Raw genomic sequence first — 16,461 nt, forward strand, 5'->3', positions numbered from 1 at the left:
GGGGAGAAGACCAGGTGATGATGCCGTGAGCGTCCTGCTATTCGGGGTGTCGCACCGCAGTGCGCCGGTCTCCGTGCTCGAACAGCTGAGCACCGACGAGTCCGATCAGGCCAAGATCATCGACCAGGTGCTGCAGTCCTCGCTGGTCACCGAGGCCATGGTGCTGTCGACCTGCAACCGGGTCGAGGTCTACGCGGTGGTCGAGGCGTTCCACGGCGGCCTGTCGGTGATCGGCCAGGTGCTCTCCGAGCATTCCGGGATGGGCCTGCAGGACCTCACCAAGTACGCCTACGTGCGCTATGCCGAGGCCGCCGTCGAGCACCTGTTCGCCGTGACCAGCGGCCTGGACTCGCTGGTGCTCGGGGAACAGCAGGTGCTGGGCCAGGTGCGCCGGGCCTACGCCGCCGCCGAGGCCAACCACACCGTCGGCCGCACCTTGCACGAACTGTCCCAGCGCGCGCTGTCGGTCGGTAAGCGGGTGCACTCGGAAACCGGGATCGACAGCGCGGGCGCCTCGGTGGTCTCGGTGTCGCTGGACATGGCCGAGAAGCGGGTGGGCTCGCTGGCCGGCCGGACGGCCGTCGTGATCGGCGCCGGCTCGATGGGCGCCCTGGCCGCCAAGCACCTGGTGCGCGCCGGGGTGGAGCGCGTCGAGGTGGTCAACCGGTCGCTGCCCAGGGCCCGCCGGCTGGCCGCGAACATCGCCGAACTCGGGGTGCCTGCGCACGCGCATGCACTCGACGACATCTCCTCGGTGCTGGCCGACGCCGACATCGTGATGAGCAGCACGGGCGCGGTGCGCCCGGTGGTGTCGCTGGCCGATGTGCACCACGCACTGGCGCGGCGTGACAACGGGGGTGCCGGCCGACCGCTGGTGATCTGTGACCTCGGCATGCCCCGCGATGTCGACCTGGCCGTCGCCGGCCTGCCCGGCGTGCACGTCATCGACATGGACCGCATCCAGCGCGAGCCGGCGGCCAAGGGCGCCGCGTCCGACGCCGAAGCGGCCCGCGCCATCGTCGCCCACGAGGTTGCCCAGTACCTGGCCGGCCAGCGGATGGCCGAGGTCACCCCGACCGTGACGGCGCTGCGGCAGCGCGCCGCCGACGTCGTCGAGGCCGAATTGCTGCGGCTGGACAACCGGCTGCCCGGCCTGGACGCGGCGCACCGCGACGAGGTCGCGCGCACCGTCCGCCGCGTCGTCGACAAGCTGCTGCACGCCCCGACGGTGCGGGTCAAACAACTCGCCGGCGCACCCGGCGGGGACAGCTACGCAGAGGCCCTCCGCGAACTGTTCGAGCTCGACCCGCAGGCCGTCGACGCGGTGTCGGGTGGCGAATTGCCGCTGATCGCAACCGAAAACGACAAGCCCGAGTGATCCGAATCGGCACCCGTGGCAGCCTGCTGGCGACCACTCAAGCGGGCGGTGTCCGCGACGCCCTGATCGCCTCGGGGCACCCCGCAGAACTGGTCATCATCAGCACCGAGGGTGACCGCAATCAGGGACCCATCGCCGAGATCGGGGTGGGCGTGTTCACCGCGGCGCTGCGCGAAGCCGTCGACGACGGGCGGGTCGACATGGCGGTGCACTCGTACAAGGATTTGCCGACGGCCCCCGACGAGCGCTTCGTGATCGCCGCGATCCCGCGGCGCGAAGACCCGCGCGACGCTCTGGTGGCCCGCGACGGGATGGTGCTGGGGGAGTTGCCACCGGGCTCGGTCATCGGCACCTCGAGCCCGCGACGGGCCGCACAGCTTAGAGCACTGGGTCTCGGTTTGGAAATCCGCCCCCTACGAGGCAACCTAGACACCAGGTTGAACAGGGTAAGTAGCGGTGATCTCGACGGCATCGTCGTCGCCCGGGCGGGTCTCGCCCGCATCGGACGACTCGGTGATGTCTCCGAGTCCCTGGAACCGGTGCAGATGTTGCCGGCACCGGCTCAGGGCGCGCTCGCGGTGGAGTGCCGCGCACGCGACACGGACCTTGCCGCGGTGCTGGCGGAGTTGGACGACCCCGACACCCGCGCAGCGGTCACCGCCGAACGAGCCCTGCTCGCCGAACTGGAGGCGGGGTGTTCCGCGCCGGTGGGTGCGATCGCGGAAGTGGTCGAGTCCATCGACGAGGAGGGCCGGGTCTTCGAGGAGCTGTCGCTGCGCGGTTGCGTGGCGGCGCTGGACGGATCCGACGTGATCCGTGCGTCCGGTATCGGTTCGCCCGATCGGGCCCGGGAGCTGGGGCTCTCGGTGGCCGCGGAGCTGTTCGAGCTGGGTGCACGAGACGTGTTGGCAATTGAGCGGAGTGACAGATGACTGGGCACGCAGGGACCCGAGGCCGCAAGACCAAGCCGGGCCGCATCACGTTTGTGGGGTCCGGTCCAGGGGACCCCGGGCTGCTGACCAGCCGGGCGCGCGCGGTGCTGGCCAACGCCGCGCTGGTGTTCACCGATCCGGACGTGCCCGACGCGGTGCTGGCGCTGGTCGGCTCCGAGCTGCCGCCGCCGTCCGGACCGCAGCCCGAGGAGGCTACCCCGGCCGACGGTGCCGCCGACGCGGCGGCCCCGGTCATCCCGGGTGGCCCCGATGTGCGGCCGGCGCTGGGCGACGCCGCCGAGGTCGCCAAGACCCTGGCCAACGAGGCTCGGCACGGTGTCGACGTGGTCCGGCTGGTGGCCGGCGACCCGCTGTCGGTCGACTCGGTGATCACCGAGGTGAACACGCTGGCCCGCACCCACCTGAATTTCGAGATCGTGCCCGGCCTGCCGGACACCACCGCGGTGCCGACCTACGCGGGGCTGCCGCTCGGGTCGTCGCACACCGTCGCCGACGTGCGCGGTGACGTGGACTGGGCGGCGCTGGCCGCCGCGCCGGGTCCGCTGATCCTGCACGCCACGGCCTCGCACCTGCCCGACGCCGCGCGCACGCTCATCGAGTACGGGCTGGCCGACAGCACGCCTGCGGTGGTCACCTCGCACGGCACCACCTGCCAGCAGCATTCGGTCGAGACCACGCTTGCGGGCTTGGGGGACAAGACAATTCAGCAGGCCGCCGAGATCCCGGTGGGTACCCCCGGCTCGCTGGCCGGGCCGCTGGTGGTCACCATCGGCAAGACCGTCGCCAACCGCGCCAAGCTGAACTGGTGGGAGAGCCGGGCGCTGTACGGCTGGACCGTGCTGGTGCCGCGCACCAAGGACCAGGCCGGTGAGATGAGCGAGAAGCTGGTCGGCCACGGTGCGTTGCCGGTCGAGGTGCCCACCATCGCCGTCGAGCCGCCCCGCAGCCCGGCCCAGATGGAAAGGGCCGTCAAGGGTTTGGTGGACGGCCGGTTCCAGTGGGTGGTCTTCACCTCCACCAACGCCGTGCGGGCGGTGTGGGACAAGTTCAACGAGTTCGGTCTGGACGCGCGGGCATTCTCGGGTGTCAAGATCGCCTGCGTCGGCCAGGCCACCGCGGACCGGGTGCGCGCGTTCGGCATCAACCCCGAGCTGGTGCCCGTCGGTGAGCAGTCCTCGCTGGGCCTGCTCGACGAATTCCCGGAGTACGACGACATCTTCGACCCGGTGAACCGGGTGCTGCTGCCGCGCGCCGACATCGCCACCGAGACGCTGGCCGAGGGTCTGCGCGAGCGCGGCTGGGAGATCGAGGACGTGACCGCCTACCGGACGGTGCGTGCCGCTCCGCCGCCGGCGCACACCCGGGAGATGATCAAGACCGGCGGGTTCGACGCGGTCTGCTTCACCTCCAGCTCCACGGTGCGCAACCTGGTGGGTATCGCCGGTAAGCCGCACGCCCGGACCATCGTGGCCTGCATCGGCCCCAAGACCGCCGAGACCGCGGCGGAATTCGGCCTGCGGGTGGACGTGCAGCCCGAGACCGCGGCCGTCGGTCCGCTGGTCGAGGCGCTGGCCGAGCACGCGGCCCGGTTGCGCGCCGAGGGGGCGCTGCCGCCGCCGCGCAAGAAGAGCCGCCGGCGCTAGATGGCTTTCCCGCGCCACCGACCCCGCCGCCTGCGGTCCACCCCGGCCATGCGCCGGCTGGTGGCGCAGACGTCGTTGGAGCCACGGCATCTGGTGCTGCCGATGTTCGTCGCCGACGGCATCGACGACCCGCGTGAGATCTCCTCGATGCCCGGTGTGTACCAGCACACCCGTGACTCGCTGCGCCGCGCCGCCGCCGATGCGGTGGCCGCCGGGGTGGGTGGGTTGATGCTGTTCGGCGTGCCGCGCGACGAGGACAAGGATGCGACCGGCTCGGCCGGCGTCGACCCCGAGGGCATCCTGAACGTGGCGCTGCGTGACCTGACCGCCGACCTCGGTGATGCCACCGTGCTGATGGCCGATACCTGCCTGGACGAGTTCACCGCGCACGGGCACTGCGGCATCGTCGACGCCCGCGGCCGGGTGGACAATGACGCCACCAACGATCGCTACGTGGAACTGGCTGTGGCCCAAGCACATTCGGGCGCCCAGGTGGTGGGGCCGAGCGGCATGATGGACGGCCAGGTGGCGGCCATCCGCGACGGGCTGGATGCGGCCGGGCACACCGACGTCGCCATCATGGCCTATGCGGCGAAGTTCGCCTCCGCGTTCTACGGACCGTTCCGGGAGGCGGTGTCCTCCAGCCTGGTCGGTGACCGCCGCACCTATCAGCAGGACCCCGGCAACGCCCGCGAGGCCGTGCACGAGATCGAGCTCGACATCGACGAGGGCGCGGACATGATCATGGTCAAGCCCGCGATGAGCTATCTGGACGTGGTGCGCGCCGCCGCGGACATCTCGCCGGTGCCGGTGGCCGCGTACCAGATCTCCGGCGAGTACGCGATGATCTGCGCCGCCGCCGCCAACGGCTGGATCGACCTGCGGGCCTCGGCCCTGGAGTCGCTGATCGGGATCCGGCGCGCCGGCGCGGACATCGTGCTCACCTACTGGGCGGCCGACGTCGCCGGCTGGTTGGCGTGACCGAACCCGAACAGCCCGCCGGTCGCCCGGTCGACGTCGACACCGGATTCTGGCTCTGGATGACGGCGCTGCCGTTGATGGTGATCGGCCACGTCATCGACGCCGTGACGGCGCCGACGCCGAAATCGGTGCCGGCGGTCGCGTACGCGTTCACGGGGCTGTTCCTGGTGATCGCCGCCGCGCTGGTGGTCACCTTCGCGGTGCTGATGCGGGCCGGTTACCGGTGGGCGCGCACCCTGCTCACCGCGGGCGGCCTGACCGCCGTGGTGTATTCGCTGACCAGCCTGTTCACCGTGGAGCGCGGGCCCGTGGCCGCCCTGGCCTACGCGGCCTGCTCGATCGTCGGATCGGTGCTGATCGTGGGCGGGGTGTACTTGCTGCACCGCCGGGACAGCCACGAGTACCTCACCCGCTAGGCTGGCCCGACCATGTCCACAGCACCGCGTCCCCGGATCATCACTGTTGCGTTCTGGCTGACGATGGTGGGTGCCGTGCTGCTGCTCGCCGGCGGCCTGGTCGGGGTGAGCACCTCGCTGACCACGCCGGCGAGCGCGTTCCCGGATTCGCTGGGGGAGGGGCAGGCGCACCGCATCCTGCTGATGCACGGCGGTGTCGGCGCGGTGCTGGCCGTCGCGGGTCTGGGCCTCAGTTTCCTGGCCGGGCGCACCCGCAACGGCGACAAGCGGTTCCGTCGCGCCCTGGCCGCACTGGCCGGTGGTGTGGTGTTCGTCGTGTTCCTGCTGGCGTTGTTCGCGCCCTACAACCTCGAACTGCTCGCGCTGATCGGGGTGGTACCCGTTGCGGTCGGCGCGACGCTGTTCACCCGGCCGGCGGCTGCGGCGTGGTTCGAGGACGCCACGTGAGCGAACCCGACGAGGTGTTGTTCCACGAACCGGGCGCGAGTTGGTGGTGGCTGCTGGTCGGGCCGGCGGCGGCGGTGGCGATGGCGCTGATCCAGCTGACCGGTGGCGCCGGTGTGCAGCTGGCCGTGCCCGCGGTGTTCCTGGTGCTGGTGACCGGGTTTCTGGCGATCCAGATCAAGGCCGCACGCATTCACACCTCCGTCGAGCTGACCCCACACACGCTGCGGCAAGGCACCGAGACCATCGACATCGCCGATATCGTGCGGATCTTTCCCGAGGCCAAGGGCGCCGAGGCCGAGAAGTGGCAGTCCTATCGCGCCCTCGGGGAACTCACCGGCGTGCCCAGGGGCCGCACCGGGATCGGCCTGAAACTGACCGATGACCGATCGGGACAGGCCTGGGCACGGCGCCACCGCACGCTGCGCGCCGCGCTGGAGGGTCTGGTCGGGGAGGCCTTGCCGTGAACCGTCGCGCCGTCATCGAACTCGTCTTGGCCGCCGTCGCGGTGCTGGGCTGCGTACTGAGCTGGCAGGCGGCGAGCGAGACCGCCCAGGTGGCGCCGATCCTGAAGGGCGAGCCGGCGACCACGTCGGTGGTCTACTACCCGCCGCTGATCGTGCTGGCGCTGGTGCTCGCCACCACCGCCGGGATCCTGGTGGTGTTGGGCGTGGCCCGGTTGCGCCGTCAGAACGGCGGCTCGTCGGGATCGCACACCCGCGGCGGCGGCAGCCAATCATCCGGCAGCTCTTCGGGTTCCATCGGCTCGTTGACGTAGGTGCACCACGGGCTGGTGCTCGGGGCGTCACCCTTGAACAGTCGCTTCAGCCGGCGCATGTGGTTGCGGTCGGCGACGGTTCTCGACAAGCCCCGTCCGGAAAACCGTCGGTGACCTGAACCACACCCGATTGGAACAAAGTTCAAAATCTGTAACACTGTACCCATGACCGAACTGGCCGAGCAGCCGCAGCAGACCGACGCCCTCCCGCTGGGCCCCGACTCGCTAGTGTGGAAGTACTTCGGCGACAACCGGATGTACCTGATCGGCCCGCGGCCGGCCGTGCTGCAGAACATGCTGGCCGAACTCGGCCAGGGCGTGCTGGACCACTCGACCTTCTTCTCCGACACCGCCGAGCGGCTCAAGCGCACCATCCCGCCGATCTTCCGCACGGTGTACGGCACCGAGCAGGACAACGCGGGCACTCAGGTGCGCGACTTCCACCACCACGTCAAGGGCGACATGCCTGACGGGGGTCGCTATCACGCCCTCGATCCGGAGACCTACTTCTGGGCACACGCCACCTTCGTCGAGCAGATCTATTACTTCGCCGACACCTTCGTCAAGCGGCTCAGCCCACAGGAGAAGGAACAGATCTGGCTGGAATCCAAGACCTGGTACCGCCGCTACGGCGTCAGCGACCGGCCGATGCCGGCCACCTACGCCGAGTTCGAGCAGTACTGGGACCGGATGATGAACGAGGTGGCCGTCGCGCACAAGAGCGCCAAATACGGTGTCGGCTATGTGACCAAGGGCTTCCCGTGCCCCAAGGCCGTGCACCCGGCCGTCTGGAAGGTGGTGGCCACCGTGTTCGATCCGCTCGCCGCGTTCCTCACCACCGGCGGTCTGCCGCCGCGCGCACGTGACCTGCTCGACCTGCCATGGACCGAGCGTCAGGAGCGCAATTACCAGCGCTTCGCGGCGTTCTGGCGGTCCAAGCCGGTAAACTGGATATGGGACCGACTGCCGATGTCGGTGCGCTACAACAAGTTCGCGCAGCGGGGTTATGCCGCCCTTCGACCCCAGGCCTGATATGGCGCCCGACGCCACCCAAGCGATCCTCGACGCCGCGCTCGTCGAGTTCGAGCGGCACGGTTTCCGTCGTGTGGCCCTCGACGACGTCGCCAAGCGGGCCGGGGTCAGCCGCACCACCATCTACCGCCGGTTCGCCAACCGCGACGAACTGGTCGGCGCGGTCATCGAGCGGGAGAACGTGGCGTTGTTCGCCGATATCGCGCAGGAACTGAAAAGCGCCGGGCCGCAGGCCAATTACTACGTGGAGGCGTTCACCCTGTCGATCCTGCGGTTCCGCAGGCACCGGGTGCTCAACCAGATGATGGTCGACGAACCGGCGCTGGTGCTGGAGCTGATGCACCGGCATTACGGCGCCGCGGTCGAGCGGATGGCGGACGCGCTGCGGGTCATCTTCCCGCCCGGCTTCGCCGAACGGATCGGCGCGCCGGCCGTCAACGACTTCGCCGACACCATCCTGCGTTATGCGGCAATGGTTCTGCTGCTGCCCAGCGTGGAGCCGGTGCAGACGGCCGACGAGATCCGGGCGTTCGCCACCAAGCATTTCCTGCCCAGCCTGCCCGCGGCGGTGCGAACCGTCAGCGCGTAACACGGGCGTCATCGTCCCCACCCGGGCGCGTTACACGCGATGTCTAGCTTCGGTAGGTGCCCGGACCCCGCCTCAAACAGCGCACCGCCACCCTGGCCGGTGTCAGCTACACCTTCAACGGTCTCGTCGACGTACTGGCCAAGGCCACCCCGCTGCGCTCCGGTGACCAGCTGGCGGGCTGCGCGGCCTCCTCGGACGCCGAGCGGGCCGCCGCCCAGTGGACGCTGGCCGATATCGGCCTGGACGTGTTCCTCGAAGAACTCGTCGTGCCCTACGAGGACGACGAGGTGACCCGCCTGATCATCGACAGCCACGACCGGACGGCGTTCCAGAAGATCTCCCACCTCACCGTGGGCGGGTTGCGGGACTGGATCCTCGACGTCGCGGCCGGGCCCGACGCGGCGGCCACCCTCGCCTCGGTCGCGGCCGCCATCACGCCCGAGATGGCCGCCGCCGTCAGCAAGATCATGCGCAACCAGGACCTCATCGCCGCCGCCAGGGCCATGCCGGTGAGCGCGGCGTTCCGCACCACCGTGGGGCTACCCGGCACGCTGGCCACCCGGTTGCAACCCAACCATCCCACCGACGATCCACGCGGAATCGCCGCGGCCGTGCTGGACGGGCTGCTGATGGGCTGCGGCGACGCGGTCATCGGGATCAACCCGGCCACCGACTCGCCGGAGGCGACGGCCGACCTGCTGCTGCTCCTCGACGAGATCCGGACGCGCTACGGCATTCCGGTGCAGTCCTGTGTGCTGTCCCACGTCACCACCACCATCGACCTGATCGGGCGGGGGGTGCCGGTGGACCTGGTGTTCCAGTCGGTGGCAGGCACCGAAGGCGCCAACACCGCATTCGGTGTCGATATCGCTTTGCTGCGTGAGGGTTTGGCGGCCGGCCGGTCCCTGCACCGCGGCACCGTCGGCGACAACGTGATGTATCTGGAGACCGGGCAGGGCTCGGCACTCAGTTCCGGGGCGCACCTGGGCATGGGCGGGCTGCCGGTCGACCAGCAGACGCTCGAGGCCCGGGCCTACGCCGTCGCCCGCGACCTGGAACCGCTGCTGGTCAACACCGTGGTCGGCTTCATCGGCCCGGAATACCTGTACGACGGGAAGCAGATCATCCGGGCCGGCCTGGAAGATCACTTCTGCGGCAAGCTGCTCGGCCTGCCGATGGGGGTGGACGTCTGCTACACCAACCACGCCGAAGCCGACCAGGACGATATGGACACCCTGGTGACGCTGCTGGGCGCGGCCGGTGTCGCCTTCGTGATCGCCGTCCCGGGCGCCGACGACGTGATGCTCGGCTACCAGAGCCTGTCGTTCCACGACGCCCTGTACGCCCGGCAGGTGCTCGGCCTGCGCCCGGCTCCCGAGTTCGAGGCCTGGCTGCGCGGACTGGGCATGAGCGATGCGCACGGCCGGGTGCTGCCCGTCGACGTCGACCAGTCCCCGCTGCGCGCATTGGCGGGCGCATGACAAGCCCTGCCGCGCAACAGTTCTGGAACGAGTTGCGGCTGACCACCCAGTCCCGCATCGGGCTGGGCCGGGCCGGCAACGCGCTGCCGACCACCCGGGTGCTGGAATTCGCCGCGGCGCACGCCGCCGCTCGCGATGCGGTGCACATCCCGCTGGATGTCGAGGCCACCGTGGCCGCCGTCACCGCGGTGGGCATCGGCACGCCGGCCGTCGTCGCCAGCCAGGCCGACGGGCGCAGCGAGTACCTGCGCCGGCCGGACAAGGGCCGGCTGCCGGCCGATCTGGACGCGGTGCCGCGCGGCAATTCCGATATCGGGGTGGTGCTCGCCGACGGGTTGTCCCCGCGGGCGCTGACCGAACACGGCCCGGGCCTGCTCACCGCATTGGTCGACGTGCTCGGTGAGCGGTATTCCCTTGCGCCACCGGTGATCGCGACCCAGGCGCGGGTGGCGCTCGGGGACCACATCGGGGCGCGGATGGGGGTGCGCACCCTGCTCGTGCTCATCGGTGAGCGGCCCGGCCTGTCGGTGGCCAGCAGCCTGGGCATCTATCTCACCCATCTGCCGATGCCCGGGCGCACCGACGCCGACCGCAACTGCATCTCCAACGTGCACCCGCCGGAAGGGCTCGGTTACGCGGCCGCGGCTCGGGTGGTGGCCGGCCTGGTGGACGGGGCGCGCCGGCTGGGCCGCTCCGGCGTCGACCTGAAGGACACCTCCCGCGCCGACGAACTCGGACCGGGGCCGCGGGCGATTTCGTAGCCTGGACGGTGTGACGACACTGGACCTGATCGCGCCCGCGTTCATCGAGATGGCCCATTCGATCGTGTGGGCCTCGGTGGCCACCGTCGACGCCGACGGCCGGCCCCGCAGCCGGATCCTGCACCCGATCTGGGAGTGGGACGGCACCGACCTGTTCGGCTGGATCGCCACCGCGCCCACCCCGATCAAGAAGGCGCATCTGGCGGTGCATCCGTATGTGTCGGTGAACTATTGGTCACCGAGCCACGACACCTGCAGCGCCGAAGCCCTGGTCGAGTGGTACACCGACGACGAGACCCGCACCCAGGTCTGGGACAAGTTCGCCAAAGGCCCGGCCCCCGTCGGTTATGACCCGAGCATCATCCCGGGGTGGGACGGGCCCACCTCACCGTCCTTCGCGGCGCTGCGGCTGACGCCGTACCGGCTGCGGGTGATGCCCGGCTCGGCGATGCTGACCGGCACCGGCGGCGTGCTCACCTGGCAGCGGTAGGTGTGTGCGTCTCGTACATCCGGACGCCGACCGCCACCGCGGACAGCACGGTGACGCCCGCAGCCACCCATACCGCAGCGCGCAGGCCCCAGGCGTCGGCGGTGATGCCACCGAGGACCGCGCCGATGGCATATCCACCGTCGCGCCACAGCCGGTAGGTGCCCACCGCACGGGCGCGCCAACCGGGTGCGGCCACGTCGCCGATGGCGGCGAGCAGGGTCGGATAGACCATCGCCGTCCCGGCGCCCAGAAGCAGCCCGGCGGTCAGCCACACCGGAAAGGTCTGGCCGGTCGCGACCAGGGCCAGCGCCCCGGCCTGTGTGAGCATGCCCGCGGTGATGAGATGTTTGCGCCCCCAACGGTCCGAAAGCGCGCCGGTGACCAGTTGCCCGACGCCCCACACCCCTGGATAGACCGCGACCAGATAGCCGATCTGGGTGACGCCGATGCCGTTGCGGGCGAACAGTATCGGGAACAGTCCCCAGGACAGCCCGAAATTGAGATTGTTGACCAGGCCGGCCAGGCAGGCGGCCGACAATGCGGGCTCGGTGAAGCTGGTGCGTACGAACACCGCTCGGTTGGACACCGCAACCCGATCGGCGACCGTCGACTGGGTGAATCGTCGCGTCTCTCGCACCAACGTCACCGAAAGTGCGAGGCCGATCACCGCGTAGCAGAGGCCAAGGAGGAACGGCGCCGGCCGCAGCCCGTAGCGGGAGGCCAGGTAGCCCGCGGCGACGGCGGTGAGCGCGACCGCGCCGTACCCCGCCGCCTCGTTGAGGCCCATCGCCAAACCCCGCCGCCGCGTGCCCACCAGATCGATCTTCATGACGACCGTCGTCGACCAGGTGAGTCCCTGGTTGATGCCGAGCAGCATGTTGGCCCCGATCACCCAGGTCCATGACGGTGCCCAGATCAGCAGCACCGGAACGGGCAGCGCGACGAGCCAACCGAGGATCAGCACGGGCCTGCGGCCGAATCGGTCCGACCATGCCCCCGCGAGATAGTTGGCCGCCGCCTTGGTGATGCCGAAGGCGACCACATAGGTGAGTAGAAAGGAATAGCCGGTCAGGTGAAACTCGTCGTGTGCCAATAACGGGAGGATCGCCTGTTCCTGGCCGACCATGCCACCCACCAGCGCGTTCACCACGACGAGCAGCAGGAATTGACCGAGGTTGGCCCGAAGGCCCAGGCGGGGCGGGGCTTCGGTCATGCGCCGGTTGCCAGCCGGCCGCCCGTCGTGTCTGCCCAGTCCTGCGGACCTCCGGTGAGTACCCCGATCCCGCGGTGTCCGGCCCGCTCCAGCAGGCTGGCGGCGCCCATGGCCCGCTCGCCGTGGCCGCACATGACCACCGTGGGCTCCGCGGGAAGTCCGGTTGCGGCGGTGGCCAATTCACCCAGCTCGATATGTATCGCGCCGGGCACGTGCCCGGACAAGAACTCGGCGCGTTGCCGGACATCGAGCACCCGACGGCCCGCCATTCCGTCGCCGGACACCAGGTCGGTGCCGACGACTGCATGGCCGGCCGCCGCCCATGCCGCCATCCCGCCGGCCAGCCGGCCGGCCACGTTGTCATAACCGATTTTTGCGGCCTGCCAGGCGATTTCGGTCATGGCGGCATCGTCGTCGCCGAGCATGATCAACGGCACATCCGGTGGGGTGAGCCAGCCCAGCCAGCTGGCGAAGGCCGGCCGCAGTGGTATCGAGATCGACCCTGGTACATGGCCTGCGGCGTACGCGTCGATCCCACGGACGTCGATGACCAGGGCGCCGTCGGCCAGCAGGCGCCGCACGGTGTCGACGTCGAGCGGGGCGAGGGCGGGGTCCCGGTGCAGCACCGCGGGGCCGATGCGGTTGAGTTCGCCGAGACGGCTGAAATACGGCGGGTAGCTGCCCAAGGATCCCAGCAGAGCGGTGGCGAACGCCGCTTCGTCGGCGGCCGCGAGCAGCGGGTTGGTGTCCCGTTCCCGTCCGATGGTGCTGGTGCGGTCGGTGCCCGGTGGAGCCGAGCAGAACGATCCGGCCCCGTGTGTCGGCCATACGCACGTCGAACCGGGCAGGGCGGCAAGCCGCTGCAGCGACGCGTACTGGGCGCGGGTCAACTCGTCGGTGTGCTCGGCGCCCAGCAGATCGGTGCGGGCCGCCGACCCGACCAGCAGTGAACCGCCGGTGAAGACGCCGACCTGCCGGTCACCGTCGAGCAGCAGGAACGCGACGTGTTCGTGGGTGTGGCCCGGTGTGCACAGGGCCCGCAGCCGCAACCCGCCCAGATCCACCTCGTCACCGTCGTGCAGACCGGTATGCGCGAACTCCCGGTGCCCGGCCGCCGACGCCAGGATGCGGGTGCCCTCGGTAGCCCTGAGTTGTGTTGCCCCCGAGAGGAAATCGGCGTGCAGATGGGTGTCGGCGGCGTATGCCACGGTGAGTCGGTGCCGGGCCGCGGCCTCGTGCACCGCCCGCAGGTCACGGCTGACATCGACGGCCAGTGCCCGCCCATCGCCCAGGTCGACCAGATACGCGGTGTTGCCCAGGCCCTCGTCGAGGAGCGGGATGAGTTCGACGGTCATCTCAGGCGGCGTGGCGGCGGAGGGGCGGAGTGCTGCCGCCGGCGTGCCGATGGGGCCAGGGCACGAGCATGGCGACCCGGCGCCGGTAGCTCAGATATCGATCTCCCATGGAGGCCACCAGATCCCGCTCCTCCAATTGAACGGCGACCAGGATGTAGACCGTGGTGACAATGGCGAACAACAGATGCCCGACGGTCATCATCGGGGTCGCCCAGAACGCGATGATGAAGCCCAGCATGATCGGATGCCGCACCACTCGGTACAACAACACCGTGCGGAAACCCAGTTCCCGGTAGGGCTGTTGACGCCAGGCGAGGTAGACCTGGCGCAGTCCGAACAGGTCGAAATGACTGATCATGAAGGTGGCGGCCAACACCGTCGCCCATCCCAGCCAGAACAGCACCCACAGCGCCCAGCGGCCCGACGGCGTCTCCACGTGCCAGACCACTGCGGGCATGGTGCGCCACTGCCAGTACAGCAGGAACAGTGCCAGGCTGGACAGCAGCACGTAGGTGCTGCGTTCTGTGGCCACCGGCACCCATCTGGTCCACCGGCGTTTGAATGCCGGCCGGGCCATCACGCTGTGTTGCGCCGCGAACACCGACAACAGCACCAGATTGACGACCACCGCCTCACCGGTCGACGAGGTGATGCCGGAGTCGACGGTGTGCGGCACCACGAATCCGCCGACGAAGCCGATGGCGTACAGAAATGCGGCCAGGAACACCAGGTAACTCGCGACCCCGAATCCGAGGATCAGCAACCGCTTCATGTCGACCTCCTGTTGTACTGCGCTCCGTCCGGTTGGACGGGACGTCCGGCGAGCCGCCATTCCGGGTATCCGGCGGAAAGGCGTTGGGCGGTGAAGCCGTTCGACTGCAACAGGGCGACGGCTTCATCGGCGTAGACGCAGTACGGGCCCCGGCAGTAGGCGACGTAGTGGCGGTCGCGCGACAGTTCGGGTAACCGGTCGGACATGTCGTTCACCGGCATCGACAGCGCGCCGGCGATATGGCCGGCGGCGTATTCCTGCTCGGGTCGCACGTCCAGCACGACGACCTCGCCCTCGCGCATGCGTCGGGCCAAGTCGGCGGGTGTCACCGGTTCGAAACCATCGCGGTCACCGAAGAAGTCGCGCACCACCCGGTCCACTTCCGCCAGATGGGCTTCACCGGCCTGGCGCAGCGTCACGATCAGCGCCACCACCTCGGGTCCGGCCAATCGGTAATGCACGTACAGTCCGTCGCGCCGGGTCGAGACGAGTTGCGCCTGTCGGAGTTGCTGGAGGTGCCGGGACGCGTTGGCCATCGACTGGCCGGTCTCGTCGGCCACTGATTCGACCGTGCGTTCTCCTTGGGCGAGCAGGTCGAGAATTTCCAGCCGTTGCGGGCTGGCCAGGGCCTTGCCGATTCGGGCGAATTCGGAGAACAGCCGGTTCTTGAAGGCACGCTTCTGCTCGACGCTATTAGTCACCTATTCACGGTAATACTTGAATAACCTGGTGAACAAGGGTTTGGTTGAAAAGCGCCGGGTGGTGATTGGATTCTTTCCGACCGGGTACGAGGGAGCCGTGACTGCGATCATCGGCGATGTCCTGACCGTCCTCGATCCCCGCACGGGTGACGTGGTGAGCCGGGTTCCGGTTGCGGAGCCCTCCTCCTGCGACGGCGCGGTCCGCGCCGCCGCGCTGGCCTTCCCCGGTTGGGCCGGCACCGCCCCCGCCGAGCGGGCCGCCGCGGTGAGCGCGGCGGCCGACGACGTGGAGGCCGCGGCCGACGAGCTCGCCGACCTGGTCGAGCGCGAGACCGGGAAGCCGGGGGATGACGCGCTCGGCGGGGTGCGCGCCGGTATCGGGACGCTGCGCCAGTACGCCGAACTGGGCCCGCTGCACCGCGGCGCCGCGCTGCAGGGAAACTGGTCGGCCACCGATCTGATGATCCCGCAGCCGCGCGGAGTGGTGGCCGTCCTCACCCCGTGGAACGACCCGGTCGCGGTGGCCGCCGGACTGCTCGGTGCGGCGTTGGTGACCGGAAACACCGTGGTGCACAAGCCCAGTGAGCGCTGCCCACGCGCGGGCCGGCGGTTCGCCGAGTTGCTGGCGGCACACCTGCCCGACGGTGTGCTGCAGATCGTCGACGGGGACGGCACCGTCGGAGCCCGGTTGGCCGGCGCCCCGGCGGTCGAGGTGGTGGCCCATGTCGGGAGCAGTCACACCGGCCGCGCCATCGCCCGGGTTTGCGCCGAGCGTGGTGCCAAGGCACTGCTGGAGAACGGTGGCAACGACGCGCTCATCGTGGACGCCGGGGTGGATCCGGTGTGGGCGGCCGAGCAGGCGGCCCTCGGTGCCTTCGCCAACGCCGGACAGATCTGTGTCTCGGTGGAGCGGGTGTTCGTCGTGGAGTCGATCGCCGACGAGTTCGTCGCCGCCCTGGTCGACCAGGCCCGGCGCTGGACCGACACGATCGGTCCGCTGGTCGACGAACGGCATCGCGACCTAGTGCACGCGCACGTCACCGATGCCGCCCGGCGCGGGGCCCGCGTGCTGACCGGTGGTGAAAAGCCCAGTGGCCCAGGCACTTACTATCCGCCCACGGTGCTGGCCGATTGCGCGCCGCCGATGCTGGTGATGTGTGAGGAAACCTTCGGCCCCATCGCGCCGGTACGGGTGGTCCCGGATTTCGACACGGCGCTGACGGAGGCCGCCGACGACCGGTACGGCCTGGCCGCCACCATCCTGACCGCGGACATGGCCCACGCGCAGGAGGGCTGGCGGCGGCTGCCGGTCGGCACGGTGAAGATCAACGACGTGTTCGGGGGAGCGCCCGGCGGTGCGGCTCAGCCGCGGCGCGCCAGTGGGTCCGGATTCGGTTTCGGCCCCGAACTGCTCGACGAGATGACCACCACCAAGGTGGTGCACTGGTCGGCGATTCAACCGCGCTGACACGGG

General features: G+C 69.9%; 17 protein-coding genes and 1 pseudogene. 13 read left to right on the top strand and 5 right to left on the bottom strand.

What is annotated here, in order from left to right; all coding sequences use genetic code 11:
• The first annotated feature begins 25 nt into the window (after positions 1–25).
• The 7 genes from BN977_RS21260 to BN977_RS21290 are packed head-to-tail and all read left to right on the top strand — an operon-like array spanning position 26 to position 6,282.
• Complete coding sequence (locus tag BN977_RS21260) at positions 26–1,378, top strand: glutamyl-tRNA reductase (protein WP_036401297.1); 1,353 nt, start codon at positions 26–28, stop codon at positions 1,376–1,378.
• Positions 1,375–2,310 carry a hydroxymethylbilane synthase gene (gene hemC / locus BN977_RS21265; protein ID WP_036401299.1) on the top strand — a complete coding sequence of 312 codons (936 nt, stop codon included), beginning with the start codon at positions 1,375–1,377 and terminating at the stop codon, positions 2,308–2,310. The genes BN977_RS21260 and hemC overlap by 4 nt, the downstream gene beginning before the upstream one ends.
• Positions 2,307–3,974, top strand: coding sequence for a bifunctional uroporphyrinogen-III C-methyltransferase/uroporphyrinogen-III synthase (locus BN977_RS21270; RefSeq protein WP_024455941.1), 1,668 nt, complete (start codon positions 2,307–2,309; stop codon positions 3,972–3,974). The genes hemC and BN977_RS21270 overlap by 4 nt, the downstream gene beginning before the upstream one ends.
• Complete coding sequence (hemB, locus tag BN977_RS21275) at positions 3,975–4,955, top strand: porphobilinogen synthase (RefSeq protein WP_036401303.1); 981 nt, start codon at positions 3,975–3,977, stop codon at positions 4,953–4,955.
• Positions 4,952–5,371 carry a hypothetical protein gene (locus BN977_RS21280; protein WP_024455939.1) on the top strand — a complete coding sequence of 140 codons (420 nt, stop codon included), beginning with the start codon at positions 4,952–4,954 and terminating at the stop codon, positions 5,369–5,371. Before hemB ends, BN977_RS21280 begins: the two co-directional genes overlap by 4 nt.
• Before the next feature lie 12 nt (positions 5,372–5,383).
• A complete protein-coding gene (locus tag BN977_RS21285; RefSeq protein WP_024455938.1) occupies positions 5,384–5,818 on the top strand; it encodes a hypothetical protein in 435 nt (144 codons plus the stop codon).
• Entirely contained in the window at positions 5,815–6,282 is a 468-nt protein-coding gene (locus BN977_RS21290) for a transport-regulating membrane protein Mce1N (RefSeq protein WP_024455937.1), read from the top strand. The genes BN977_RS21285 and BN977_RS21290 overlap by 4 nt, the downstream gene beginning before the upstream one ends.
• Positions 6,283–6,502: 220 nt before the next feature.
• Here BN977_RS21290 and BN977_RS33675 read toward each other — a convergent pair.
• Positions 6,503–6,676, bottom strand: a pseudogene (locus BN977_RS33675) (HNH endonuclease signature motif containing protein); the annotation flags it as partial.
• An 82-nt stretch (positions 6,677–6,758) separates the two neighbouring features.
• Here BN977_RS33675 and BN977_RS21300 point away from each other — a divergent pair.
• The 5 genes from BN977_RS21300 to BN977_RS21320 are packed head-to-tail and all read left to right on the top strand — an operon-like array spanning position 6,759 to position 10,946.
• Complete coding sequence (locus BN977_RS21300; RefSeq protein ID WP_036401306.1) at positions 6,759–7,625, top strand: oxygenase MpaB family protein; 867 nt, start codon at positions 6,759–6,761, stop codon at positions 7,623–7,625.
• The gene (locus tag BN977_RS21305; RefSeq protein ID WP_407661202.1) at positions 7,600–8,214 is read left to right on the top strand and encodes a TetR/AcrR family transcriptional regulator; all 615 of its coding nucleotides are present in this window, start codon (positions 7,600–7,602) and stop codon (positions 8,212–8,214) included. The genes BN977_RS21300 and BN977_RS21305 overlap by 26 nt, the downstream gene beginning before the upstream one ends.
• Before the next feature lie 56 nt (positions 8,215–8,270).
• Positions 8,271–9,695 carry an ethanolamine ammonia-lyase subunit EutB gene (locus BN977_RS21310; RefSeq protein ID WP_024455493.1) on the top strand — a complete coding sequence of 475 codons (1,425 nt, stop codon included), beginning with the start codon at positions 8,271–8,273 and terminating at the stop codon, positions 9,693–9,695.
• Complete coding sequence (gene eutC / locus BN977_RS21315; protein ID WP_036401311.1) at positions 9,692–10,456, top strand: ethanolamine ammonia-lyase subunit EutC; 765 nt, start codon at positions 9,692–9,694, stop codon at positions 10,454–10,456. Before BN977_RS21310 ends, eutC begins: the two co-directional genes overlap by 4 nt.
• Before the next feature lie 10 nt (positions 10,457–10,466).
• Positions 10,467–10,946, top strand: coding sequence for a pyridoxamine 5'-phosphate oxidase family protein (locus BN977_RS21320; protein ID WP_036401313.1), 480 nt, complete (start codon positions 10,467–10,469; stop codon positions 10,944–10,946).
• On the opposite strand, the gene BN977_RS21325 is transcribed toward BN977_RS21320, so the two are convergent.
• From BN977_RS21325 to BN977_RS21340, 4 genes are read right to left on the bottom strand one after another with little or no spacing between them, the layout of a single operon-like run.
• Positions 10,930–12,159 (bottom strand): MFS transporter, encoded by a 1,230-nt coding sequence (locus BN977_RS21325; protein WP_036401316.1) that lies wholly within the window; start codon positions 12,157–12,159, stop codon positions 10,930–10,932. The genes BN977_RS21320 and BN977_RS21325 overlap by 17 nt on opposite strands.
• Positions 12,156–13,514 carry an MBL fold metallo-hydrolase gene (locus tag BN977_RS21330; protein WP_036401319.1) on the bottom strand — a complete coding sequence of 453 codons (1,359 nt, stop codon included), beginning with the start codon at positions 13,512–13,514 and terminating at the stop codon, positions 12,156–12,158. Before BN977_RS21330 ends, BN977_RS21325 begins: the two co-directional genes overlap by 4 nt.
• A 1-nt stretch (position 13,515) precedes the next feature.
• Positions 13,516–14,286 (bottom strand): methanethiol S-methyltransferase, encoded by a 771-nt coding sequence (gene mddA, locus BN977_RS21335; RefSeq protein ID WP_036401322.1) that lies wholly within the window; start codon positions 14,284–14,286, stop codon positions 13,516–13,518.
• Positions 14,283–14,987 (bottom strand): ArsR/SmtB family transcription factor, encoded by a 705-nt coding sequence (locus tag BN977_RS21340; RefSeq protein ID WP_036401326.1) that lies wholly within the window; start codon positions 14,985–14,987, stop codon positions 14,283–14,285. Before BN977_RS21340 ends, mddA begins: the two co-directional genes overlap by 4 nt.
• Positions 14,988–15,108: 121 nt before the next feature.
• Between BN977_RS21340 and BN977_RS21345 the strand changes: the two genes are divergently transcribed.
• A complete protein-coding gene (locus BN977_RS21345) occupies positions 15,109–16,455 on the top strand; it encodes an aldehyde dehydrogenase family protein (RefSeq protein ID WP_036404103.1) in 1,347 nt (448 codons plus the stop codon).
• Positions 16,456–16,461 lie beyond the last annotated feature (6 nt).

This window comes from Mycolicibacterium cosmeticum (genome assembly GCF_000613185.1).
In the GTDB taxonomy this organism is placed as follows: Bacteria; Actinomycetota; Actinomycetes; order Mycobacteriales; family Mycobacteriaceae; genus Mycobacterium; species Mycobacterium cosmeticum.

Coding starts and splice junctions, on each gene's coding strand:
- BN977_RS21270 (WP_024455941.1), top strand. CDS start 2,307: ATGACTGGGCACGCAGGGACCCGAGGCCGCAAGACCAAGCCGGGCCGC.
- hemB (WP_036401303.1), top strand. CDS start 3,975: ATGGCTTTCCCGCGCCACCGACCCCGCCGCCTGCGGTCCACCCCGGCC.
- BN977_RS21285 (WP_024455938.1), top strand. CDS start 5,384: ATGTCCACAGCACCGCGTCCCCGGATCATCACTGTTGCGTTCTGGCTG.
- BN977_RS21300 (WP_036401306.1), top strand. CDS start 6,759: ATGACCGAACTGGCCGAGCAGCCGCAGCAGACCGACGCCCTCCCGCTG.
- BN977_RS21305 (WP_407661202.1), top strand. CDS start 7,600: ATGCCGCCCTTCGACCCCAGGCCTGATATGGCGCCCGACGCCACCCAA.
- eutC (WP_036401311.1), top strand. CDS start 9,692: ATGACAAGCCCTGCCGCGCAACAGTTCTGGAACGAGTTGCGGCTGACC.
- BN977_RS21325 (WP_036401316.1), bottom strand. CDS start 12,159: ATGACCGAAGCCCCGCCCCGCCTGGGCCTTCGGGCCAACCTCGGTCAA.
- BN977_RS21330 (WP_036401319.1), bottom strand. CDS start 13,514: ATGACCGTCGAACTCATCCCGCTCCTCGACGAGGGCCTGGGCAACACC.
- mddA (WP_036401322.1), bottom strand. CDS start 14,286: ATGAAGCGGTTGCTGATCCTCGGATTCGGGGTCGCGAGTTACCTGGTG.